The sequence below is a fragment of the Streptomyces sp. NPDC048603 genome (genome assembly GCF_043199475.1).
Classification (GTDB): Bacteria; Actinomycetota; Actinomycetes; order Streptomycetales; family Streptomycetaceae; genus Streptomyces.
In genome coordinates, this window is record NZ_JBICVY010000007.1 from 109,295 (window position 1) to 130,232 (window position 20,938).

23 protein-coding genes, 1 tRNA gene and 1 riboswitch are annotated in these 20,938 nt (G+C 71.5%); of the genes, 15 read left to right on the forward strand and 9 right to left on the reverse strand.

Annotation, left to right across the window (positions count from 1 at the left end):
- The first annotated feature begins 5 nt into the window (after positions 1-5).
- Positions 6-1,433 (forward strand): M1 family metallopeptidase, encoded by a 1,428-nt coding sequence (locus ACGFQ9_RS18590; RefSeq protein ID WP_393574873.1) that lies wholly within the window; start codon positions 6-8, stop codon positions 1,431-1,433.
- A 125-nt stretch (positions 1,434-1,558) separates the two neighbouring features.
- Here the strand turns inward: ACGFQ9_RS18590 and ACGFQ9_RS18595 are convergent, their stop codons facing one another.
- Positions 1,559-2,824 (reverse strand): PTS transporter subunit EIIC, encoded by a 1,266-nt coding sequence (locus tag ACGFQ9_RS18595; protein ID WP_393574875.1) that lies wholly within the window; start codon positions 2,822-2,824, stop codon positions 1,559-1,561.
- 385 nt (positions 2,825-3,209) lie between these two features.
- Positions 3,210-4,511 (reverse strand): PTS transporter subunit EIIC, encoded by a 1,302-nt coding sequence (locus tag ACGFQ9_RS18600; protein WP_393574876.1) that lies wholly within the window; start codon positions 4,509-4,511, stop codon positions 3,210-3,212.
- 153 nt (positions 4,512-4,664) lie between these two features.
- Here ACGFQ9_RS18600 and ACGFQ9_RS18605 point away from each other — a divergent pair, with 153 nt between their 5' ends.
- The 4 genes from ACGFQ9_RS18605 to rdgB all read left to right on the forward strand — a co-directional run bounded on the left by ACGFQ9_RS18605 (position 4,665) and on the right by rdgB (position 6,937).
- Complete coding sequence (locus ACGFQ9_RS18605; protein WP_393574877.1) at positions 4,665-4,964, forward strand: glucose PTS transporter subunit EIIB; 300 nt, start codon at positions 4,665-4,667, stop codon at positions 4,962-4,964.
- Between the two features lie 87 nt (positions 4,965-5,051).
- The gene (gene rph, locus ACGFQ9_RS18610; protein WP_393574879.1) at positions 5,052-5,783 is read left to right on the forward strand and encodes a ribonuclease PH; all 732 of its coding nucleotides are present in this window, start codon (positions 5,052-5,054) and stop codon (positions 5,781-5,783) included.
- Between the two features lie 116 nt (positions 5,784-5,899).
- On the forward strand, positions 5,900-6,283 hold the full coding sequence (locus ACGFQ9_RS18615; RefSeq protein ID WP_393574880.1) for a hypothetical protein: 384 nt from the start codon (positions 5,900-5,902) through the stop codon (positions 6,281-6,283).
- A gap of 51 nt (positions 6,284-6,334) precedes the next feature.
- Complete coding sequence (gene rdgB / locus ACGFQ9_RS18620) at positions 6,335-6,937, forward strand: RdgB/HAM1 family non-canonical purine NTP pyrophosphatase (protein WP_393574882.1); 603 nt, start codon at positions 6,335-6,337, stop codon at positions 6,935-6,937.
- Between the two features lie 51 nt (positions 6,938-6,988).
- On the opposite strand, the gene ACGFQ9_RS18625 is transcribed toward rdgB, so the two are convergent.
- From ACGFQ9_RS18625 to bcp, 4 genes are all read right to left on the reverse strand, one after another.
- Positions 6,989-7,076: transfer RNA gene (locus ACGFQ9_RS18625), tRNA-Leu, on the reverse strand.
- Between the two features lie 63 nt (positions 7,077-7,139).
- Entirely contained in the window at positions 7,140-7,742 is a 603-nt protein-coding gene (locus ACGFQ9_RS18630; RefSeq protein ID WP_393575363.1) for an HNH endonuclease signature motif containing protein, read from the reverse strand.
- Between the two features lie 56 nt (positions 7,743-7,798).
- Positions 7,799-8,449 (reverse strand): HNH endonuclease signature motif containing protein, encoded by a 651-nt coding sequence (locus ACGFQ9_RS18635; RefSeq protein ID WP_393574884.1) that lies wholly within the window; start codon positions 8,447-8,449, stop codon positions 7,799-7,801.
- A 147-nt stretch (positions 8,450-8,596) separates the two neighbouring features.
- The gene (gene bcp / locus ACGFQ9_RS18640; protein WP_393574885.1) at positions 8,597-9,064 is read right to left on the reverse strand and encodes a thioredoxin-dependent thiol peroxidase; all 468 of its coding nucleotides are present in this window, start codon (positions 9,062-9,064) and stop codon (positions 8,597-8,599) included.
- Between the two features lie 112 nt (positions 9,065-9,176).
- Between bcp and ACGFQ9_RS18645 the strand changes: the two genes are divergently transcribed.
- The 3 genes from ACGFQ9_RS18645 to ACGFQ9_RS18655 all read left to right on the forward strand — a co-directional run bounded on the left by ACGFQ9_RS18645 (position 9,177) and on the right by ACGFQ9_RS18655 (position 10,337).
- Complete coding sequence (locus tag ACGFQ9_RS18645; RefSeq protein WP_393574887.1) at positions 9,177-9,497, forward strand: DUF3618 domain-containing protein; 321 nt, start codon at positions 9,177-9,179, stop codon at positions 9,495-9,497.
- A gap of 23 nt (positions 9,498-9,520) precedes the next feature.
- Entirely contained in the window at positions 9,521-9,862 is a 342-nt protein-coding gene (locus tag ACGFQ9_RS18650) for a GroES family chaperonin (protein WP_393574888.1), read from the forward strand.
- 50 nt (positions 9,863-9,912) lie between these two features.
- Positions 9,913-9,984, forward strand: a riboswitch (guanidine-III (ykkC-III) riboswitch).
- A 32-nt stretch (positions 9,985-10,016) separates the two neighbouring features.
- A complete protein-coding gene (locus tag ACGFQ9_RS18655) occupies positions 10,017-10,337 on the forward strand; it encodes a DMT family transporter (protein ID WP_393574890.1) in 321 nt (106 codons plus the stop codon).
- Here the strand turns inward: ACGFQ9_RS18655 and ACGFQ9_RS18660 are convergent.
- Positions 10,331-12,721 (reverse strand): transglycosylase domain-containing protein, encoded by a 2,391-nt coding sequence (locus tag ACGFQ9_RS18660; protein ID WP_393574891.1) that lies wholly within the window; start codon positions 12,719-12,721, stop codon positions 10,331-10,333. The genes ACGFQ9_RS18655 and ACGFQ9_RS18660 overlap by 7 nt on opposite strands.
- A gap of 197 nt (positions 12,722-12,918) precedes the next feature.
- On the opposite strand from ACGFQ9_RS18660, the gene ACGFQ9_RS18665 reads away from it, so the two are divergent.
- From ACGFQ9_RS18665 to ACGFQ9_RS18685, 5 genes are all read left to right on the forward strand, one after another.
- Entirely contained in the window at positions 12,919-13,722 is an 804-nt protein-coding gene (locus tag ACGFQ9_RS18665; protein ID WP_393574893.1) for an ABC transporter permease, read from the forward strand.
- The gene (locus ACGFQ9_RS18670; RefSeq protein ID WP_393574895.1) at positions 13,715-14,620 is read left to right on the forward strand and encodes an ABC transporter permease; all 906 of its coding nucleotides are present in this window, start codon (positions 13,715-13,717) and stop codon (positions 14,618-14,620) included. The genes ACGFQ9_RS18665 and ACGFQ9_RS18670 overlap by 8 nt, the downstream gene beginning before the upstream one ends.
- Before the next feature lie 9 nt (positions 14,621-14,629).
- On the forward strand, positions 14,630-15,595 hold the full coding sequence (locus ACGFQ9_RS18675; RefSeq protein ID WP_393574896.1) for an ATP-binding cassette domain-containing protein: 966 nt from the start codon (positions 14,630-14,632) through the stop codon (positions 15,593-15,595).
- 107 nt (positions 15,596-15,702) lie between these two features.
- Positions 15,703-16,443 carry a DUF1707 domain-containing protein gene (locus tag ACGFQ9_RS18680; protein WP_393574897.1) on the forward strand — a complete coding sequence of 247 codons (741 nt, stop codon included), beginning with the start codon at positions 15,703-15,705 and terminating at the stop codon, positions 16,441-16,443.
- Between the two features lie 329 nt (positions 16,444-16,772).
- Entirely contained in the window at positions 16,773-18,254 is a 1,482-nt protein-coding gene (locus ACGFQ9_RS18685) for a DUF445 domain-containing protein (RefSeq protein ID WP_393574899.1), read from the forward strand.
- A gap of 91 nt (positions 18,255-18,345) precedes the next feature.
- Here ACGFQ9_RS18685 and ACGFQ9_RS18690 read toward each other — a convergent pair whose 3' ends face one another.
- Positions 18,346-18,645 (reverse strand): hypothetical protein, encoded by a 300-nt coding sequence (locus tag ACGFQ9_RS18690; protein ID WP_393574900.1) that lies wholly within the window; start codon positions 18,643-18,645, stop codon positions 18,346-18,348.
- Positions 18,646-18,708: 63 nt separating this feature from the next.
- Positions 18,709-18,885 (reverse strand): hypothetical protein, encoded by a 177-nt coding sequence (locus ACGFQ9_RS18695; protein ID WP_393574901.1) that lies wholly within the window; start codon positions 18,883-18,885, stop codon positions 18,709-18,711.
- A gap of 182 nt (positions 18,886-19,067) precedes the next feature.
- Between ACGFQ9_RS18695 and ACGFQ9_RS18700 the strand changes: the two genes are divergently transcribed.
- A complete protein-coding gene (locus tag ACGFQ9_RS18700) occupies positions 19,068-19,613 on the forward strand; it encodes a GNAT family N-acetyltransferase (RefSeq protein WP_393574903.1) in 546 nt (181 codons plus the stop codon).
- A 187-nt stretch (positions 19,614-19,800) separates the two neighbouring features.
- A complete protein-coding gene (locus ACGFQ9_RS18705; RefSeq protein WP_393574905.1) occupies positions 19,801-20,922 on the forward strand; it encodes a hypothetical protein in 1,122 nt (373 codons plus the stop codon).
- Positions 20,923-20,938: the final 16 nt, after the last annotated feature.

Here is a 20,938-nt window from a genome sequence, read left to right on the forward strand (position 1 = left end):
GGACCATGCGACGGATCCGGATCAGGAACAGGATCGCGGGCACAGCGCTCGCGGCACTCTTAGGCGTCACGGGGCTCGGCTCCCCGGCCTCCGCGGACTCCGGGAGCGGCACCACGCCCGGCACCGGGCGCGGTACCGAACAGGCCGCCCCCTCCCGGCCCGCCTACCGCGTGGACCTGCGCGCGGACGACACCGGCACCCGCTGGACCGGCCACGAGACGGTGACCTTCGGCAACCGCTCCGCCGAGCCGCTGCGCGAGGTCTACGTCCGCCTGTGGGGGAACGGCACCGACGGCTGCGGAACGCCGCAGGCACCCTCCCCGGTCCGGATCAGCCGGGTGACCGGAGGCGCCCCGGGCGCCCCGTCGGTCGGCTGCACCGCGGTCCGGATCGCATTGCCCGCCCCACTGCCGCCCGGAGGCCGGGCCACGGTCGGCTTCGACCTCTCGATCACCGTCCCCGACCGGCTGCACCGCTTCGGCCGCGACGGCGCCCACCGCTACCTCGGCAACGCCCTGCCGGTGCTCGCCGTCCGGGACGCGCGGGGCTGGCACCTGGACCCCGACGTCGGCATCGGCGAGAGCTACTACACGCTGGCCTCCGACTTCCGGGTCACCCTCGACCACCCGTCCGCGCTGAAGGTCCCCGCGACCGGCACCACCACCACCCGGCCCGGCGCCCCCGGACGCACCGTCACCACCAGCACCGCCCGCCAGGTGCGTGACTTCGCCTGGGCGGCCGGCCCGTTCCGCGGCGCCGTGGCGACCTCGCCGGGCGGCGTCACGGTGCGTTCCTGGTGGACGGACGGCACCCCGGACGCCGGCGTGACGGCCGCCCGCGCCGAGGCGCTCCGCGCCGTCGACGAGCTCGGGAAGCGGTTCGGCCGCTACCCCCACGGTGAGGTCGACGCGGTGCTGAGCAACGGGTTCGCGCCCATCGGCAGCATGGAGTTCCCCGGCCTGGTCCTGGTCTGGACGGAGGAGGACAGCAGCGGCATCCTCCACGAGCTGGCCCACCAGTGGTGGTACGGGATCGTCGGCAACGACGAGTACGCATCGCCCTGGCTGGACGAGGCGTTCGCCTCCTACTCCGCCGAGCTGCTCGTGGGCGACCACGGCGAATCGTGCGCGGAGATGCCCGGCTGGGAGGACGACACCCAGGCCGTCACCAACTCGATGGGTTACTGGGCCGCCTACGGCCGGGGCTGGAGCCGCTTCATCTACGTCAACGGCGCGTGCGTACTGCACGACCTGGAGAAGGTGCTGGGCGCCCCGGCGATGGCCGCCATGCTCAAGGGCTACGCGCGCGACCACTGGTACGGGGTCTCCACGACCGCCGACTTCCAGCGCGCGGCGCAGGCGGCGACGTCCACCGACCTCACGTCGTTCTGGCGCGAGCACCGCGTCCGGACGGCCACGGCCACGGCCCCGTGACGGCGGAGGGCTGACGGGAACGGCGAAGCCCCCGCCCTCCGGAAGGGAGAGCGGGGGCTTCGCCGTTGCCCCGGGGCCAGGGAAGCCCGGGGCCGGGGGCAGGGGCCGGGATCCGGCCCGAGGTGCTACTTGGCCTCGGCCTTCTGCAGCTCGGCCAGCTCCTCGTCGGACTCGCGGCCCGGCGTCGGGAGGTTCCACTTGGTGATCGCGAAGCGGAACACCGCGTAGTAGAGGACGGCGAAGCAGAGGCCGACCAAGGCCAGGCCCAGCGGGTTGGTCGCCTTGCCGAAGTTCAGCGCGTAGTCGATGGCGCCGGCCGAGAAGCCGAATCCGTCCTTCATGCCGAGCGCCCAGGTCAGCGCCATGGAGACACCGGTCAGCACCGCGTGCACCGCGTACAGGACCGGGGCGATGAACATGAAGGTGAACTCGATCGGCTCGGTCACGCCGGTGACGAAGGAGGTGAGCGCGAGGGAGAACATCATGCCGCCGACGACCTTGCGGCGCTCGGGGCGGGCGCAGTGGACGATCGCGAGGCAGGCGGCGGGGAGGGCGAACATCATGATCGGGAAGAAGCCGGTCATGAACTGGCCGGCGCTCGGGTCACCGGCCAGGAAGCGGGCGATGTCGCCGCTCTTGCCGTTGTACTCGCCGGCCTGCAGCCACGGGAAGGAGTTCAGCAGGTGGTGCATGCCGACCGGGATCAGACCGCGGTTGGCGACACCGAAGATGCCCGCGCCGACGGCGCCGGAGCCGACCAGCCACTCACCGAGGCCGTGCAGGCCCTTGCCGAGGACCGGCCAGATCAGGCCGAAGACGATGCCGATGACCAGACCGGCGAAGGCCGACAGGATCGGGACCAGGCGGCGGCCGCCGAAGAAGCCCGCCCACTCGGGCAGCTTGGTGCGGTAGAAGCGCTGGTAGAGCAGGGCGACCACGATGCCCATGACCACGCCGCCGAGGACCTTGGCGTCGACCGGGGCCTCGACCATGGCCACCTTGCCGTCGACGACCTTCGCGATCTTGGGCAGGTTGGAGTCGGTGAACGTGCCGAGCACGCTCTTGAAGACCAGGTAGCCGGTCACGGCGGCGAGCGCCGTGGACCCGTCGGACTTCTTGGCGAAGCCGATCGCGATGCCGACGGCGAACAGCAGCGCCATGTTGTCGAGGATCGCTCCGCCGCCCGCGGTCATATAGCCGGCGATCTTGTTGATGAACTCGGGCAGCGAGGCCGATCCGAGCATGTCCTTGTCGCCGAGGCGGACGAGGAGGGCGGCGGCGGGCAGCACCGCAACGGGGAGCATCAGGCTCCGGCCGATGCGCTGCATGACCGCCATCGCCCCGGCACCCTTCTTCTTCGCCGCCGCCGGGGCAGCGCTGGCCGTGGTCACAACTTCCTCCTGGGGGTCCCCCCGGCCGGAGGCTGGGGGAGGGGCAAGGCGCCGCCGGAGGACACACGCGGGGACGGCGACGTCTCGGAACGGTGGCACGGAGCGAGCTCGGAAGCGGCTGCCGTGGTCTACACCAATGCGTGGTGTAGACCAGTTGTAGCACGGTCGGCGTTAGATAAGGAACCTTCGTTTTCCTGTGGTCTACGCCACACTCGTCGCGGCGGGATAAAGAGCCCGGAATGCCCGCCTCCGCGCCCCTCGGCGACACAGCCGAAGGCCCCCGGACCGCAGGTCCGAGGGCCTGGAAAGGGAGGAGCGGGGAGGAGCGGGGAGGGGCGGGGTGGGGCGGGACGGGGCGCGGAGGGGGCATGCCCGGTGCGGTCGGCTACGCCTTCGTCGTGTCCGCCTGCATCGCCGCGATCTCCTCGTCCGACTCCCGCCCCGGCGTCGCGAGGTCGAACCTCGTGATCGCGAACCGGAACACCACGTAATAGACGACCGCGAAACACAACCCGATCGGAATGATCAGCCACGGCTTCGTCGCCAGACCCCAGTTGATGACGTAGTCGATCAGACCCGCCGAGAAACTGAACCCGTCGTGCACCCCCAGCGCCCACGTCACCGCCATCGACACACCCGTCAGCACCGCGTGCACCACGTACAGCGCCGGCGCCACGAACAGGAAGGAGTACTCCAGCGGCTCCGTGATGCCCGTGACGAACGAGGTCAGCGCGACCGACAGCATCAGCCCCCCGACCTCCGCGCGGCGCTGCGGCTTCGAACAGTGCGTGATCGCCAGCGCGGCTGCCGGCAGCGCGAACATCATGATCGGGAAGAACCCGGACAGGAACATCCCCGCGTCCGGATCCCCGTTCAGGAACATGTTGATGTCACCGTGCACCGTCTTCCCCTCCGGCGTCGTGTACGACCCGAACTGGAACCACACCGGGACGTTCAGGAACTGGTGCAGCCCGATCACCAGCAGCGCCCGGTTCGCCACCCCGAAGATCCCGGCACCCCAGGAACCCAGCCCCACCAGCCAGTCGGAGAAGCTCTCCAGCCCGGCGCCCACCGCCGGCCACACCCACAGACACACCGCGGCGAACCCGATCGCGACGAAGGACATGACGATCGGCACCAGCCGGCGGCCGTTGAAGAACCCCAGCCAGTCCACCAGCTTCACCCGGTGGTAGCGCTGCCAGAACCAGGCGGACAGCAGACCCATGATGATCCCGCCGAACACCCCCGGATTCTGGTACGTGAACCCCTCGAAGGTGTCCGTCGGCGTCAGGCAGCCGCCCCCGACCGCCTTCGACCCGGCCGGACAAGGCTCCGGAAACGCGTGCAACACCCCCCGGTACACCAGGAACCCGGCCACCGCCGCCAGCGCCGTCGACCCGTCCGCCTTCTTCGCCATGCCGATCGCGACACCGATGCAGAAGAGCAGCGGCAGACCCAGGTCCGGATCCAGCAGCGCGCCGCCCGCACCGGCCATCACCCGCGCCACGACCGTCCAGTCCAGCCCGTCCGCGCCGAACACGTCCGGCTGCCCGAGCCGGGTGAGGATGCCCGCGGCGGGCAGCACCGCGATCGGCAGCTGCAGACTGCGCCCCATCTTCTGGAGCCCCTGGAAGAAGCCGCTCCACCAACTCTGCCGTGGTGCCGCGGCGGTGCTGCTCGCGCCCATCAGTCCTCCCTCACCGGCCGGTTTGGCAGTGACGCCACACTGGTGTAGACCAGTCGTGATGCGGTGGCAGCACCACCCGCGCAGCGGGCAGGGAGCTGCTGATCGTCATCATTCGGCAGAAGCCGGAAGTCCGCCCGCATACATGGGCCAAACGTGGGTTACCGTGACGAAGCGGATCACCGCAAGCGGACCCGCACCTCAGGCACTCAGGGAGAACACATGGCCACCAAGGCTGAGAAGATCGTCGCTGCGCTCGGCGGACTCGACAACATCGAAGAGATCGAGGGCTGCATCACCCGCCTCCGCACCGAGGTCAACGACGCCGACCTCGTCGACGAAGCCGCCCTCAAGGCCGCCGGCGCCCACGGCGTCGTGAAGATGGGCACCGCGATCCAGGTCGTCATCGGCACCGACGCCGACCCCATCGCCGCCGAGATCGAAGACATGATGTGACCTGAGCCCCACGCTCACCACCGGACCCCGTCCCGGACCACCCGGACGGGGTCTTCGCGTCCCCCCGCACCGGCTAGGCTCGGAAGCATGTCTCGCATCGACGGCCGTACGCCCGAACAGCTCCGCCCGGTCACCATCGAACGGGGATGGAGCAAGCACGCAGAGGGCTCCGTCCTCATCTCCTTCGGCGACACCAAGGTCTTCTGCACCGCCTCCTTCACCGAGGGCGTCCCGCGCTGGCGCAAGGGCTCCGGCGAAGGCTGGGTCACCAGCGAATACTCGATGCTGCCCCGCTCCACCAACACCCGCGGCGACCGCGAATCCGTCCGCGGCAAGATCGGCGGCCGCACCCACGAGATCTCCCGCCTCATCGGCCGCTCGCTCCGCGCCGTCATCGACTACAAGGCCCTCGGCGAGAACACCATCGTCCTCGACTGCGACGTCCTCCAGGCCGACGGCGGCACCCGCACCGCCGCCATCACCGGCGCCTACGTCGCCCTCGCCGACGCCGTCGCCTGGGGCCAGCAGAAGAAGCTGATCAAGGCCGGCCGGAAGCCGCTCACCGGCACCGTCGCCGCCGTCAGCGTCGGCATCGTCGACGGCGTCCCCCTCCTCGACCTCTGCTACGAAGAGGACGTCCGCGCCGAGACCGACATGAACGTCGTCTGCACCGGCGACGGCCGCTTCGTCGAGGTCCAGGGCACCGCCGAAGGCGAGCCCTTCGACCGCAAGGAACTCAACGCCCTGCTCGACCTCGCCGCCGGCGGCTGCGCCGACCTGGAGGCCATCCAGCTCCGCGCGCTCGGCCTGACGGACTGACGCAACCGCCGGGGGCCGGGTGACGTCCCCAACAGCACGGGCGTACGGTGTCACAGCCGTACGCCCGTCCGCACACGCACGCACGCATGCACCCGCAATCGAGGGGAACCGTCCCGATGCAGAAGCACCACCGCGCAGCCGCCCTGGCCCTGGCCGCGGTCCTGACCGTCCCGGGTCTCGCGGCCTGCGACGCGATATCCACCGCCCTCGACTGCGCGAACACCGCGGTGACCATCACGGAGTCGGCGAACGACCTCACGCAGGCCGTCGCCAACGCGGGCAACAGCCCCCAGGACGCCAAGACCGCCCTGGACCAGATCGACCAGAACCTCAAGAAGATCGGCGACCAGACCGACAACACGGACCTGGGCAAGGCCATCGACGACATGACCGCCGCCGTGAAGAACGTCCGCACCGCCATCGAGCAGGGCAACCCCAACCCGGACGTCAAGCCGGTCGCCGACGCCGCCGCCGAGATCTCGAAGGTCTGCACCCCCTGACGCAGGCTGACTCCCGCTGACGCCCCCTGACGTCCCGGGATAATCGGTGACATGACGCGCCTGATCCTCGCCACCCGCAACGCGGGCAAAATCACCGAACTCCGGGCCATCCTGTCCGACGCCGGCCTGCCGCACGAGCTGGTCGGCGCGGACGCCTACCCGGAGATCCCCGACGTCAAGGAAACCGGCGTCACCTTCGCCGAGAACGCCCTCCTCAAGGCGCACGCCCTGGCGCAGGCCACCGGCTTGCCTGCCATCGCCGACGACTCCGGCCTCTGCGTGGACGTCCTCAACGGCGCCCCCGGTATCTTCTCCGCCCGCTGGGCCGGCCGCCACGGCGACGACAAGGCCAACCTCGACCTGCTCCTGGCCCAGCTCGGCGACATCGACGAAGCCCACCGCGGCGCCCACTTCTTCTGCGCCGCCGCCCTGGCCCTCCCCGACGGCACGGAACGCGTGGTCGAGGGCCGTCTCCTCGGCACCCTCCGCCACGAGCCGTCCGGCACCCGAGGCTTCGGCTACGACCCGATCCTCCAGCCGGCCGGCGAGACCCGCACCTGCGCGGAGATGACGGCGGACGAGAAGAACGCCATCTCCCACCGAGGCCAGGCCTTCCGCGCGATGGTCCCGGTCCTCCGAGACCTCCTGGGCTGACACCCGTTTACGCGGAAGGCCCCGTACGCGATGCGTGCGGGGCCTTCACGTTGGTGCGGCCGGGGGGACTCGAACCCCCACGGGATTTCTCCCACAGGTTCCTAAGACCTGCGCGTATCGCCTATTTCGCCACGACCGCGACATATTGGTCGATTCGGACATCTGGTCCGACGTGCCGTGGCTAGTGTACGGCTGCCCCGATCTATCCTGCGACCGTCCTGCGGCGTCCTCCCCGGCACCAGGTGCTCGTCGTCGCATGGCAGTTGGGGCACAACAGGCGCAGATTTTCACGCCGGTCGTCACTCCAGTCGCCGTTGATGTGGTCGACCTCCAGCGTCATGGGGTGACCGCGCCACTCTGGGGCGACCCCGCACCGATCGCAGTGCTCCGGCACGCCCACATCTTTGAGGGCGCGGCGCAGGAACCGCGTCGCCGTCCGCCGCACCCCAGTGTGCTTCACCAGGATCTCCGATGCCGGCTTGCGGGGCACAGGGCCCGGCCTGCCGCGCTGGTGGGCTTGACCGAGGAAGTGCTCGGTCGTCAGGCCGTCCTCGCGGATCCATCGAGCGAGAGCGCCGTACTGGCTGCTGGACGCGGTCTTCCCCAGCCGTCGCAGTGCTCCCGCCATGGAGTGTGAAGCTGCCACAGCCTCACGCAGGGTCGCCGCGTCGGGCTTCACGTGTCGTTCGTACTTCCGGCGGTTGAAGTGCGAGATGTCGATGCCGAACTTGCCGAACTTCCCCACCAAGTAGCTTTCGAGCCGCTGGTACCTCTTGATGCCCAGGAAGTCGATCACCTCGTCGATGCTGGTGCAGTGAGCAGCGGCTTCAGCCAGGACCTCAGGTGTGTATGACCTTCGCGTCACCGTCGCCGCCCCTTGCCGCGACCGCGGTAGGTGTCCGTTGTGGAGTGGCAATTGGGACACAGGAGCCGAAGATTCCCCCTGCGGTTGTCGCGCCAGTCCCCGTTGATGTGGTCGACCTCCAGGGGTAGCGGGTCGCCCAACCAGACGGCCTCGATGCCGCATTCGGCACACCGTTCTTCTGTGCCGCTTTTGAGGAGCGCGCGCCTCAGTCGTGAGTTTGGCACGCGGGTCGGCATGGCCGAGGTCTCCTCGCGGAGGATCTCATCCGCCGTACGCCGTCGCCGGTTGTCGTGCATCCGCTCTGTCCGGCTGGGGCCGGTGAAATGGCTGGTGTCGATGCCGAATGCCTTCACCTTGCGGCTGATGTGAGTGTGGTGGCCGCCCACCGCCTCCAGGCCGAGCTGGCGCAGCACTTCGTACATGTTGCCGGAGGCCGCCACGGCCTCCATCAGTACATCCCTCGTCCACTTCACCCCCTCCCGCTCGAAATGTGATGTGTCCAACCCCAGCTTCCTCATCCGGTCGCGGACGTAACGCCGTTTGCCGGGGCTGGGCTCTGCGCCCAACTTTTCGACCGCCTCGCTCAGCGTCCGCGACGTGCGCGCCGCTTCTTCGAGGCGTTCCCGTGTGTACTGGCTGACCGGCATGTGCCCACCCCTCCGTTTCGGCCGCCTGTGCGGCCCTCGCATGGAGTAACGGGCCGATAGTCGGACGGTTACGGGGCATTCCGTCCGATAAACGGAGCGGCCCGCACCGGTCGTTGGTGCGGGCCGCTCCGGAGGAGGGGGGCGGGATCAGATGCCCAGGTCCTTGATGATCTTCGCTACGTGGCCGGTGGCCTTGACGTTGTAGAGGGCGCGCTCGACCTTGCCCTCCTCGTCCACGATCACCGTGGAGCGGATCACGCCGGTCACCGTCTTGCCGTAGAGCTTCTTCTCGCCGAAGGCGCCGTACGCCGCCAGGACTTCCTTGTCCGGGTCGCCGACCAGGGTGACCTTCAGGTGCTCCGCCTCGCGGAACTTCGCCAGCTTCTCCGGCTTGTCCGGCGAGACGCCGATGACGTCGTACCCGGCGGTGGCCAGCACCTCCAGGTTGTCCGTGAAGTCGCACGCCTGCTTGGTGCAGCCCGGCGTCAGCGCCGCCGGGTAGAAGTAGACGATCACCTTGCGGCCGAGGTGGTCGGCGAGCGAGACCTCGTTGCCGTCCGCGTCGGGCAGGGTGAAGGCGGGTGCGGTGTCGCCCGGCTGCAGTCGCTCGCTCATGTCTCACTGTCTCCTCGGGAGGGGATCGGTACCTCCCCGAGCGTAAGCTGACAGACTGATCTCACAGGACAGTGACCGGACAGTGACCACACACCACGACGGAGGCGGCGCGGTGCCCGAAGCCAGGACCCCAGCGCAGATCGAGGCGGACATCGTGCGCCGGCGCGAGCAGCTCGCCGAGACGCTCGACGAGATCGGTGTGCGCATGCACCCGAAGACGATCATCGGGGACGCCAAGGCCAAGGCCGTCTCCCAGGTGGACCACACCCTCGGCCGTGCCTTCGCCCACGTCCACCGCGTGGTCGAGGACGTCAAGGGCGGGCTGTTCGACCACTCCGGCGCGCCCCGCCCGGAGCGGGTCGTGCCGGTCGCGCTGCTCGCCGTAGGGGTGATCGGGCTGCTCGCCCTGTCGGCCCGGCGCAGGCGCGGCTGACCGGGGCAGGTAGGTTCACTGACGTGAGCGAGAACCCCACCCACGACAAGCTGCCCATCCGCATGCTGCACGACCGCGTGCTCGTACGGTCCGATTCGCCCGAGGGTGAGCGCCGCTCGGGCGGTGGCATCCTCATTCCCGCGACCGCGGCGGTGGGCAAGCGGCTGGCCTGGGCCGAGGTGGTCGCCGTCGGGCAGAACGTCCGGACCGTGGAGCCCGGCGACCGGGTGCTGTACGACCCCGAGGACCGGGCCGAGGTCGAGGTCCGGGGCATGACGTACGTGCTGATGCGGGAGCGGGACCTGCACGCCGTGGCCGCGGAGCGGCTGGAGGGGTCCAAGGACTCCACCGGGCTCTACCTGTAGTTCCGCCAGATCCTCCGAGAGGGCCGGTGACCGGGGTCACCGGCCCTTTCGCGTGCCCTTTGCTACGGTGGGGGAGAACCCCGACGAGACGCGCCGTACCGGGTACGACAAGACGACGCACCCCCGTTCCGTACTCGTTCCGGAGGTGCCTGTCATGGCCTGGGTTCTGCTTCTGCTCGCCGGTCTGCTCGAGGTGGGCTGGTCGATCGGCATGAAGTTCACCGAGGGGTTCACGCGGCTGTGGCCGAGCGTGTTCACGGGTGCGGGGATCGTCGCCAGCATGGTGCTGCTGTCGTACGCGGCCAAGTCGCTGCCGATCGGTACGGCCTACGGGGTGTGGGTCGGCATCGGTGCGGCCGGTGCGGCGGTGCTGGGGATGGTGGTGCTCGGTGAGCCGGTGACCGCCGCCCGGATCTTCTTCATCTGTCTGCTGCTGGTCGCGGTGGTGGGTTTGAAGGCGACCTCAGGTCACTGATCGGCCGGGCCGGAGCTGGTGCCTCCGCCGTCGGTCCCGCCTTCGTCCGTCGGTCCGCCGTTCGTCTGGCCGCCTTGGGTCTCACCACCCTCCGTCTGGCCGCCGTTCGTGGGCCCGCCGTTGTCCTGGCCTCCCTGGTTCTGGCCGCCGTTGTCCTGCCCGTCCTGGTCCTGGCCGCCGTCCGTCTGTCCACCCTGGTCCTGGCCGTCCGGCAGGCTCGGGGTCGGGCGGTCCGGGGCCGGGGGGCGGGTGCCGTTCGGCGGGCGGCCGGTGCGGGGTGGTTCGGAGGCCGGCCCGGTCGGCGGGAAGGGCTGCGGCGGGGGCACCGGCCGGTACGCGTCCGGCTGGAGTTCGAGGTCGAATTCGGCCGGTTCCGAGCCCTCCAGGGCGTCGCGGGTGTACGCCGCCCAGATCCGGGCGGGGTAGCCGCCGCCGCTGATGCGGTTCTGGCCGAGGGCGCCGTAGAGGGACTCCAGGGTGCCGGTGTCGGGGTCCTGGCCCATGATGGCGACCACCGTCACCAGGTCCGGGGTGTACGCCGCGAACCACGCGGAGCGGTCGAGTTCGCCGGTGCCGGTCTTGCCGGCGGCCGGCCGTCCGGCTGCCAGTGCCGCCGTGCCCGTGCCGTTGTCGACGACGCTGACCAGCATCGAGGTGGTGGTGTCGGCGGCTTCCCGGCTGATGGCCTGGCGGGGCTGCCGCGGGGGCAGCGGGATGCTGTCCCCGCGTTTGGTGATCTTCTTGACGAGGGTGTACGGGGTGTACCGGCCGTGGTCGGCGAGGGTGGCGTAGGCCTGGGTCATGTCGAGGACGGAGGCCTGCAGGGTGCCCAGGGCCATGGCCGGGCCGAGGTCGAAGTTGGGGGTGTCGGCCGGGATGCCCAGGGCGACGGCGGTGTCCTTGACCTTGAGCGTGCCGACGTCGACGACCATCTGCGCGAAGACGGCGTTGACGGAGAGGTCGGTGGCGGTGCTGACGGTGATGGGGCCGTAGGAGACCTGGCCCTCGTTCTCGGGTGCGTAGGGGGTCCGGCTCCCGGTGACGGGGCGTTTGTTGTCGCCGTTGTAGAAGGTGTCCGGGGTGATGCGGCGGCCGTCCTGGGTGCGGGAGCCGTTCTCGGCGGCCGAGGCGAAGACGAACGGCTTGAAGGTGGACGCGACCTGGTAGTCGTGCCGGGTGGCGTTGTTGACGTACTGCCGGGTGTAGTCGATGCCGCCGTAGAGGGCGACGACCTCGCCGGTCGCCGGGTCGATGGAGGCGCTGCCGGCCCGGACGAGGCGGTCGGCCCCGCGGGTCTGCGGGTCGAGGCGGCTGACGAGCTGCTCCTCGACGGCGTTCACGAGCGCGGTCTCGCGGCGCTTGTCGATGGTGGTCGTGATCCGGTAGCCGCCTTCGGCGAGGGTTTTCTCGTCGAGGATGCCGTGGGCGGTGAGGTGGTCCTTGACGGCTTCGACGAGGTAGCCGCGCTGGCCGGACAGGCCGGAGGCGGGGCGGACCTTCTCGGGTTCGGGGAAGCGGGCGCCGGCGCGCTCGGCCGGGCTCAGCCAGTCCTTCTTGACCATGCCGTCGAGTACGTAGTTCCAGCGGGCCACGGCCCGGTCCCGGCTCTGCGGGTGGGTGACGACGTCGAAGGCGCTGGGGGAGTTGAGGAGGGTGGCGAGGTAGGCGCCCTCGGTGGTGGTGAGCCGGTTCGCGTCCTTGCCGTAGTAGGCCTGGGCGGCGGCCTGGATGCCGTAGGCGTTGCGGCCGAAGTAGCTGGTGTTGAGGTAGCCCTCCAGGATGTAGTCCTTGGACTTCTCCCGGCCGAGCTTGATGGCGATGAAGAACTCCTTGGCCTTGCGCGTGATGGTCTGTTCCTGGCCCAGGTAGTAGTTCTTGACGTACTGCTGGGTGATGGTGGAGCCGGACTGGACGCCCTTGCCGGTGGCGGTGTTCCAGGCGGCGCGGAGCATCGCGGCGGGGTCGACGGCGCGTTCGGAGTGGAAGTCGCGGTCCTCGGCGGCGAGTACGGCGCGCTGTACGGTCCGGGGGACTTCGGAGAGGGCGACGTTCTGGCGGTTGACCTCGCCGTCGCGGGCGAGTGGTGAACCGTCGGCGTACAGGTACACGTTGGACTGGGCGGTGGCGGCGGCGTTGGCGGGCGGGATGTCGACCAGGAGGTAGCCGGCGGTGAGGGCGCCGATGACGAGCAGGGCGAACAGCAGGAAAGCGCCGAGGAACATGCGCCAGGTGGGGATCAGGCGGCGCAGGCCGGTGCGCTTCCGCTGGGGCTTCTTCCCTGCCCTGTCCGGGCCTTTCGGCTTCTTCGCGTTCGCCGGCGTTCCCGTGGCGGGGGTGTCGGGGTCGCGGGGAGACCAGGCCGGTGGTGGTGACGGGTCGCTCATCTCCAGGGCTCCTCGGCGCTGCGCACGAATTGTCCGCGCACATACCCAATGACGTGTCTGTACCTGCTGGTGTGTCTACCCGACGGAGGGTGGTTCCGTTCCGTGAGGGCGTAATTGCGTCGCGTGGATCGCCCCTCCGCACTAAGCTCGCGCCCTTTGGCCGACGTGGGAACGAGAGCGGGAGTGGAAGAGAAACGGTGCGTCTCTATCTCGCGGTGGCCGCGGGCGGGTTCCGCCGCTACGCCACCTACGGAACCGCCACTGCGGCGGGGGTCTTCACCAACACCGTCTTCGGGTTCATCGTGGCGTACACCTACATCGCCCTGTGGTCGGAGCGGCCCGGTCTCGGGGGCTATGACCGGGCGGAGGCGCTGGCCTTCGTCTTCGTCAGCCAGTCGCTGCTCGCCTCGGCCGCGCTGATCGGCGGCGGCTTCCAGGAGGAACTTCAGGAGCGCATCCGTACGGGTGACATCGCGGTCGACCTGTACCGGCCGGCCGACCTCCAGTTGTGGTGGCTGGCCGCCGACCTGGGGCGGGCCGGTTTCCAGCTGCTGGGCCGCGGCACGGTGCCGCTGCTGGTCGGGGCGCTGGTCTTTCCGCTGGCGCTGCCGGTCGCCCCGGAGCGGTGGCTGCTGTTCCTGGTGTCCGTACTGCTGGGGCTGGTGGTCAGTTTCGCGGTGCGTTATCTGATCGGGCTGGCCGCGTTCTGGCTGCTCGACGGGTCGGGGATCAACATGGTGGCCACCGTCGTCATGATCGCCTTCTCGGGGGTGCTGCTGCCGCTGACCGTCTTCCCGGGCTGGTTCGGCGAACTGGTCCGGATGCTGCCCTGGTCGGCGATGCTCCAGGTGCCGTTGGACGTGCTGCTGGGCAAGCACTCCGGGGCGGGGGCGGCGGCCGGGGCGCTGGCCTTCCAGGCCGGCTGGGCGCTGGCCCTGCTGGCGGCGGGGCGGTTGGTGCAGGCGGCGGCGACGCGGAAGGTGGTGGTCCAGGGTGGTTGACACGCTGGTGCGCCGGCCCGGCGGGGACGGGCCGGCGGCGGAGGACGGGCCCCGGGGCGGCCGCCGGTGGGCCGGCCGGCGGTGGGCCGCCCGGCTGGGGGAGGGGCTGCGGGGGTACGCGCTGATCGTGGCGATGTGGATCCGCGCCACGATGACGTACCGGACGTCCTTCCTGCTGGCGACGGTCGGGAACGCGGCGATCACCCTGCTCGACTTCGCCGGCATCTACGTCATGTTCCGGCACGTGGACACGCTGGGCGGGTTCTCGCTGCCGGAGATCGCGCTGCTGTACGGGTCCTGCTCGGCCTCGTTCGGGCTGACGGACCTGCTGCTGGGCAACATGGACCGGATGGGGCAGCGGGTGCGGGACGGCTCGCTGGACACGATGCTGGTGCGGCCGGTGCCGGTGCTGGCGCAGGTGGCCGCGGACCGGTTCGCGCTGCGCCGGCTGGGCCGGGTGACGCAGGGGCTGGCGGTGCTGGTCTGGTCGCTGGCCGTGCTGGACGTGGAGTGGACGCTCGGGCGGGTGCTGCTGGTCCCGGTGATGGTGCTGTCCGGGGCGGCGATCTTCGCTGCGGTGTTCGTGGCGGGCGGGGCGTTCCAGTTCGTCGCCGGGGACGCGGCGGAGGTGCAGAACTCGTTCACGTACGGCGGGGCCACGATGCTGCAGTACCCGCCGACGGTCTTCGCACGGGACCTGCTGCGCGGGGTGACCTTCGTGGTGCCGCTGGCCTTCGTGAACTGGCTGCCGGCGCTGGAGGTGCTGGGGCGGCCGGATCCGCTGGGGCTGCCGGGCTGGGTGGCGTACCTGAGTCCGCTGGTCGCCTTCGTGGTGTTCGTGCCCGCGTCGCTGGCGTGGCGGGCGGGCCTTCGTTCGTACCGGAGTACGGGGAGCTGAGCTGAGCACGTGGATGCGTTGATCGAACTGCACGAAGTGGCGAAGGTCTTTGACGTACGGCGTCGGGCCGGGCGGTTCCGGCGGGAGAAACACCAGGTCAGGGCGGTGGACGGGATCAGCTTCGAGGTCGCGCGGGGGGAGGTGGTCGGCTACATCGGGCCCAATGGCGCCGGGAAGTCGACGACGATCAAGATGCTGACCGGGATCCTGACCCCGAGCGGCGGCCGGCTGCGGGTCGCCGGGATCGATCCGTCGGCCGAGCGGACCCGGCTGGCGAGCCGGATCGGGGTGGTGTTCGGGCAGCGTACGACGCTGTGGTGGGACCTGCCGCTGAAGGACTCGTACGGGCTGATGCGCCGGATGTACCGGATCCCCGAGGAGCGGTTCCGCCGGAACCTGGACCGGTGCGTGGAGCAGCTGGACCTCGGCGCGCTGCTCGACGTGCCGGTGCGGCAGTTGTCGCTGGGGCAGCGGATGCGCGGGGACATCGCGGCGGCGCTGCTGCACGACCCGGACGTGCTGTACCTGGACGAGCCGACGATCGGGCTGGACGTCATCAGCAAGGCGAAGGTGCGGGGCTTCCTGCGGCAGCTGAACGAGGAGCTCGGGACGACGGTGCTGCTCACCACGCACGACCTGCAGGACATCGAGCAGCTCTGCGAACGGGTGATGGTGATCGACCACGGCCGGCTGATGTACGACGGGCCGCTGGGCGGGCTGCACTCGGCGGGCGGCGCGGGGGAGAGCGAGCGGACCCTGGTGGTGGACCTGGAGCGGGAGCTTCCGCCGATCGAGGTGGCGGGGGCGCGGACGGTGCGGGTGGAGGGGCCGCGGCAGTGGCTGGCGTTTCCGGCCGGGCAGTCGGCGGCTCCGCTGGTGGCGGCGGTGGCGGCGGCGTATCCGCTGGTGGACCTGTCGGTGCGGGAGCCGGACATCGAGGACGTGATCGCGCGGATGTACGCGGGGCGGGGGTGACCGGTGCGCTGCCGGGCGGGGTGCGCTGCTGGTCGGGGTGCGCTGCGCGTCGGGGTGCGCTGCGGGTCCGGGTCACGTAACTCGCATGAATGGCTAGGCTGTTGGTCATGAGCGATGACCGGCGGGACCTGCCCGATCTGCGGGCCTCGGACGCGGACCGCGAACGGGTCGCCGAGCGGCTGCGCGATGCGGTCGCCGAGGGGCGGCTCGACATGGAGGAGTTCGAGGAGCGGCTGGAGGCGGCGTTCAGCGCCCGTACGTACGCCGAGCTGGAGCCGCTGACCAGGGACCTTCCGGCGGCGCCGGCGGGCGGGCCGGGAGCCGGTCCGCCGGCTGCGGGGGCGGCTGCGGGTGCGGGGGCCGGTTCCTGGCCGGTCCGGATCGGCGGGTCGGGGACTTCGTCGGCGGCGGTCGCGGTCATGGCGGGCTTCCGGCGTGCGGGACGGTGGACGGTGCCGGCACGGTTCGACGCGGTGGCGTTCTGGGGCGGCGGGAAGATCGACCTGCGCGAGGCTCGGTTCGCGGAACGCGAGGTCGTGATCAACTGCTTCGCCGTCATGGGCGGCATCGAGGTCGTCGTGCCGCCGGGCGTGGAGCTGGACGTACGCGGCTTCGGCCTGATGGGAGCCTTCGACCAGAAGGACTTCCCCGGTCCGGCGGAACCAGGCGCTCCGCGCGTGGTGGTGACGGGCTTCGCCTTCTGGGGCGGGGTCGAGGTCAAGGTGAAGGCGCCGAAGGGCGCGAAGTCGGCGAAGGCGCCGAAGTCGGCGAAGGCGCCGAAGTCGGCGAAGACGCCGACGGACCCGGAGCTGCCACCCGCAGGCCCCTCCCTGCGCAAGGAGCTCTAGCGGGTCCGGCTGCCGCCCCCTGGGGTGGGCAGACGTCGGCCCCCCGGGTGTGGGCAGGCGTCCCGCAGGGCGATGGGGGTCCCCCCTGCTCGAGCGCAGTCGAGAGCTTGGGGGAGGGTGGGCACACCGGGACACCCCCGCTCAGCGGTCGTACCCACCCCCGGCAGCTGCACCTTGCTCAGCGGTCGCACGCCGCTCAGCGGAAACCCTGCTCCGCCGAAGCGCACCGCTCCGCTGGAGCCGGGCACCGAACCCGCGCACGGAGGACACGAGGGCCCCGAGAAGCCCCACTGGCGTGCCGGGAACTCCTGGAGCCCTCCGGGAGTCGGATGCTATGCAGACAAAGCAGGCGCCCCGGCGCCCCCGGGGGAAGGCAGGAGCACGTGGAACGCACAGCGCGACGCGCGGCCGTCGCACCAGGCAGCGGTACCGGCTCCGGCCCGGGCGGCCCGGGCAGCCCGGCCGGCGGCGGCTCCGGCGGCGGCTCCGGCCCCGGCGGCGGCCCCGGCGGCTCCGGCCCGCCCCGCGGCGGCACCCCCGGCGGCGGCTTCGTGTTCAACGCCGCGGACGAGGAGCGCAGACGCGGCGTCCGCCGTATGAAGGCCACGGCGACGGGCCTGCTCCTCCTGGTCGCACTGGTCTACGTCCTCGCGAAGGTCGCGCAGAACGCCTGGGGAGCGGGCGGCTGGGCCGGCTACGTCGCGGCCGCCGCCGAGGCCGGCATGGTGGGCGCGCTGGCCGACTGGTTCGCGGTCACGGCGCTGTTCCGGCGCCCGCTCGGCCTGCCCATCCCGCACACGGCGATCATCCCGACCAAGAAGGACCAGCTCGGGGTCTCGCTGGGCGAGTTCGTGGGGGAGAACTTCCTCTCCCCGGACGTCGTACGCGCCCGCCTGCACGCCCTCTCCATCGGCGGCCGGCTCGGGTCCTGGCTGGCCGAGCCCGCGCACGCCGACCGGGTCACGGCGGAGCTGGCGACGGCCCTGCGCGGCGCGCTCACCGTCCTGCGGGACTCCGACGTCCAGGCGGTGGTCGGTGAGGCGATCACGCGGCGGGCGGAGACCGCCGAGATCGCGCCCGGGGTCGGCAAGACCCTGGAGCGGATCGTTTCGGACGGCGGCCACCGGCGGGTGGTGGACCTGATGTGCGCCAAGGCCGCCGACTGGCTGGTCCTGCACGGGGACTCCGTGATGGACGCGGTGCAGGGCGGTGCGCCCGGCTGGACCCCGCGGTTCGTGGACCGCAAGGTCGGCGAACGCGTCTACAAGGAGCTGCTGCGGTTCGTCACGGAGATGCGGGACATGCCGCAGCACCCGGCGCGCGGTGCGGTCGACCGATTCCTCCGGGACTTCGCGGCGGATCTGCAGGCGGACTCCGAAACCCGGGTCCGGGTGGAGCGGCTGAAGTCGGAGATCCTGGCGCGCGGCGAGGTCCAGGACGTCATCGCCTCGGCCTGGTCGGCGATCCGGTCGATGATCCTCTCGGCGGCCGAGGACGAGCGGAGCGAGCTGCGGCTCCGGGTACGGTCCTCGCTGATGTCGCTGGGGGCGCGGCTGGCGTCGGACGGACGGCTCCAGGACAAGGTGGAGGGGTGGATCGAGGGGGCGCTGGTGTACGTGGTCACCAACTACCGGGCCGAGATCACCTCGCTGATCACGGACACGGTGGCGGGCTGGGACGCCGAGCACACCTCCCGCAAGATCGAGGCGCACATCGGCCGCGACCTGCAGTTCATCCGGATCAACGGCACGGTGGTCGGCGCCCTGGCGGGCCTGCTGATCTACTCGGTGTCGCAGGCGCTGGGGGCGTGACGCGACTGCCGTGACGGGGAGACGGGGTGACGGGGTGACGGGGGTGACGGAGCGGCGGCGATCCCGCCGCCCGCGTCCCCCCTGCGGCGGGTCAGCCCCGGTCGGCGACGGCCCAGGAGGCCGTGGCGACGACACCGGCGACGCCGAGCACGGCCGGCCAGGCCCCGATCTTCTTGGCCAGCGGGTGCGACCCGGCGAACGCCGCCACGTACAGCGTGCCGAGCGCGGCCGCGGCGGGGGTGCCCGCCCGGCGGTACCACTCGCGGCCGGCCGCGAGCCCGGCCGCGCCGAGCACGACCCCGCCCAGCGGGCGCTTCCGGGTGAACCGCGCGACCGCATAGCCGCCGACCAGCCCTGCGGCGGCCACTGCTGAGGTCGGAACCTGAGCCATGAATCCTGTCCCTTCGCCGGAATTCGTCCAAGACGTCATGAGCCGTCTCGTGAGCTCTCGAGGCTAACGCGATCGTCGTACGAAACGACGTACCGCCAGCAATCCCAGCAGCAGCACCACGCCACCGACCACGGCATCGGGCACGGCCTCCTGCACGGGCGCGGGCAGCAGCGCGAGGAACCCCAGCACGAGCAGGAACGTGAGGGCACACGCGCCGAGCGCGCCGACCAGTCTCTCCATGCCCGTCCAACGCCCCGGGCGGCCGCCCGACACGGGCCGGGGCGAACGGGCCGTCGGGCACCCGACACGGGTGGATTTGTCGCACACTCGCCGCATCCGCCGATCCCGCGACTCCGGGAACGCCCCGGCCCTACATTCACTCTCCATAGGGGAGTAAATGCCCCACCCATCCCAGGATCGGAATGAAACCGGTGATCTGCTACGGACCGACGGTCCTCGACCTGGCGGACGAACTCCTCGACGCCTACGCCGAGGTGTTCTCGGCCCCGCCGTGGAACGAGAACGAAGAAACCATTCGCCAGTTCGCGGGCCGGCTGACCGCCGACGCCCGCCGCACCGGCTTCCGTACCGCCCTCGCCCAGTCCGAGGCCGGCATCGACGGCTTCGCCACCGGCTGGCTGACCCAGACCTCCTTCCCCACGGACCGCGGCTACGCCCAGGTAGCCGCCCAGCTCGGTCCGGACCGGGTCCGCGACCTCCTGGTCGGAGCCCTGGAGATCGACGAACTCGCCGTACGCCCCCACGCCCGCGGCCAGGGCACCGGTCGCGCCCTGCTCGCCGAGATCACCGCCGACGCCCCGGCCCGCCGCGCCTGGCTCCTCACCTCCCGCACGGCGACGGACACCGTGGCCACGTACCACCGCCTCGGCTGGCACGAGGTCGCCCCCCTCCCGGGCACCCACAACGCCGTCGTGGTCTTCCTCTCCCCGCACCACCCCGGTCACTGAGCGTTACGAACCTCCGCCCCCGGGGCATCCCCGCCCCATGACGACGACAACACCCCCGCCGGCACAGCCGCCCCACCACCCCCCGCTCCGGCCCGGGCCGCCACACGAGGCCCCACCCCGGGCCGCCCGGCCCCGTCGGCCGACCCACCGAGGGCCGCACCCGGAGCCCGGCCATCCTGCGGCCCCGGTGGCCACCCGCCCCGCGGCCGGGGAAGGCGGACGCGGACAGTCCGGGGCGGACAGGCTTCGGGAGGCTCCGGAGGGTGGGCACGGACAGGCCGGGTACGGCGGTGGGCACCGGCGCCCCGGGGCCGACGGGCGGCACGGTACGGCCGTCGCGCAGCGACAGCTGAACCTGGCGACCCACCGACAACTCCGCGAGGCCGGAATCGCGCCCTCCACCATCAGGAACCGCTGCCGCCCCGGCGGCCCCTGGCAGCGCCTCCTGCCCCGGGTCCACCTCCTCCAGACCGGCCCCCCGGACCACCGCCAGCGCGCCCTCGCCGCGGTCCTCTACGCCGCCGGGCCCACCACGAGCGACCCCCTCTCCGGCGCGACCGCAGCCCTCACCGGCGGAGCCGCCCTCGCCCTGCTCGGCGTACGCGAAGCGCCATCGGCCCCGTACGACGTCCTGATCCGCGCCCCGCGCCGGCTCCGGCCGGCCGCCGACACCCGGCCGTGGCCGACCACCCGCTGGCCGGTCACCCTGTCCGTCACCGGCATCCCCTGCGCCCGCCCGCTCCGCGCCGCGGCGGACTTCGCGGCCCGCACCGACAGCCCGGATCTGGTCCGCTCGGTCCTGGCCCACGTGGTCCAGTCGGGCTGGTGCCACCCGGCCGACCTCCACGCCGAACTCCGCGCGGCCCGCCTCCTCAACCGCCCCGCGGCCCGCGAGGCGGCCGCCGAACTCCTCGCCGGAACCCGCTCCCCGGCCGAGGCCCAGGCCCGCGAAACCCTCGCGGCGACCGACCTCCCGACCCCCCTCTGGAACGCCCGCCTCTACACCCCGGACGGCCACTTCCTCGCCACCCCGGACGCGTACTGGCCGGACCACGGCGTGGCCCTGGAGATCGACTCAGTCGAATACCACTTCACCCGCGACGCCTGGCACGCCACCCTCCACCGCCGCCTCCGCCTGGAATCCCACGGCATCCTGGTCGTATCCACCACCCCCTCCCTCCTCCGCACCACCCCCACAACCGTCATCTCCGCCCTCCGCACCCTCCTCACCCTGACCACCTCCCGCCCGGCGCCTCCATCGGCCCTCGCCCGCGGCCATCAGCAGCTCGAATTCCCCCTGACCTGGTGATCGCCCGGATCGGGGC

Coding starts and splice junctions, on each gene's coding strand:
- ACGFQ9_RS18660 (WP_393574891.1), bottom strand. CDS start 12,721: ATGAGCGACCCGTCACCACCACCGGCCTGGTCTCCCCGCGACCCCGAC.
- ACGFQ9_RS18680 (WP_393574897.1), top strand. CDS start 15,703: ATGAGCGATGACCGGCGGGACCTGCCCGATCTGCGGGCCTCGGACGCG.
- ACGFQ9_RS18600 (WP_393574876.1), bottom strand. CDS start 4,511: ATGGGCGCGAGCAGCACCGCCGCGGCACCACGGCAGAGTTGGTGGAGC.
- ACGFQ9_RS18685 (WP_393574899.1), top strand. CDS start 16,773: ATGCTATGCAGACAAAGCAGGCGCCCCGGCGCCCCCGGGGGAAGGCAG.
- ACGFQ9_RS18655 (WP_393574890.1), top strand. CDS start 10,017: ATGGCCTGGGTTCTGCTTCTGCTCGCCGGTCTGCTCGAGGTGGGCTGG.
- ACGFQ9_RS18700 (WP_393574903.1), top strand. CDS start 19,068: ATGAAACCGGTGATCTGCTACGGACCGACGGTCCTCGACCTGGCGGAC.
- rdgB (WP_393574882.1), top strand. CDS start 6,335: ATGACGCGCCTGATCCTCGCCACCCGCAACGCGGGCAAAATCACCGAA.
- rph (WP_393574879.1), top strand. CDS start 5,052: ATGTCTCGCATCGACGGCCGTACGCCCGAACAGCTCCGCCCGGTCACC.
- ACGFQ9_RS18695 (WP_393574901.1), bottom strand. CDS start 18,885: ATGGAGAGACTGGTCGGCGCGCTCGGCGCGTGTGCCCTCACGTTCCTG.
- ACGFQ9_RS18615 (WP_393574880.1), top strand. CDS start 5,900: ATGCAGAAGCACCACCGCGCAGCCGCCCTGGCCCTGGCCGCGGTCCTG.
- ACGFQ9_RS18635 (WP_393574884.1), bottom strand. CDS start 8,449: ATGCCGGTCAGCCAGTACACACGGGAACGCCTCGAAGAAGCGGCGCGC.
- ACGFQ9_RS18590 (WP_393574873.1), top strand. CDS start 6: ATGCGACGGATCCGGATCAGGAACAGGATCGCGGGCACAGCGCTCGCG.
- bcp (WP_393574885.1), bottom strand. CDS start 9,064: ATGAGCGAGCGACTGCAGCCGGGCGACACCGCACCCGCCTTCACCCTG.
- ACGFQ9_RS18690 (WP_393574900.1), bottom strand. CDS start 18,645: ATGGCTCAGGTTCCGACCTCAGCAGTGGCCGCCGCAGGGCTGGTCGGC.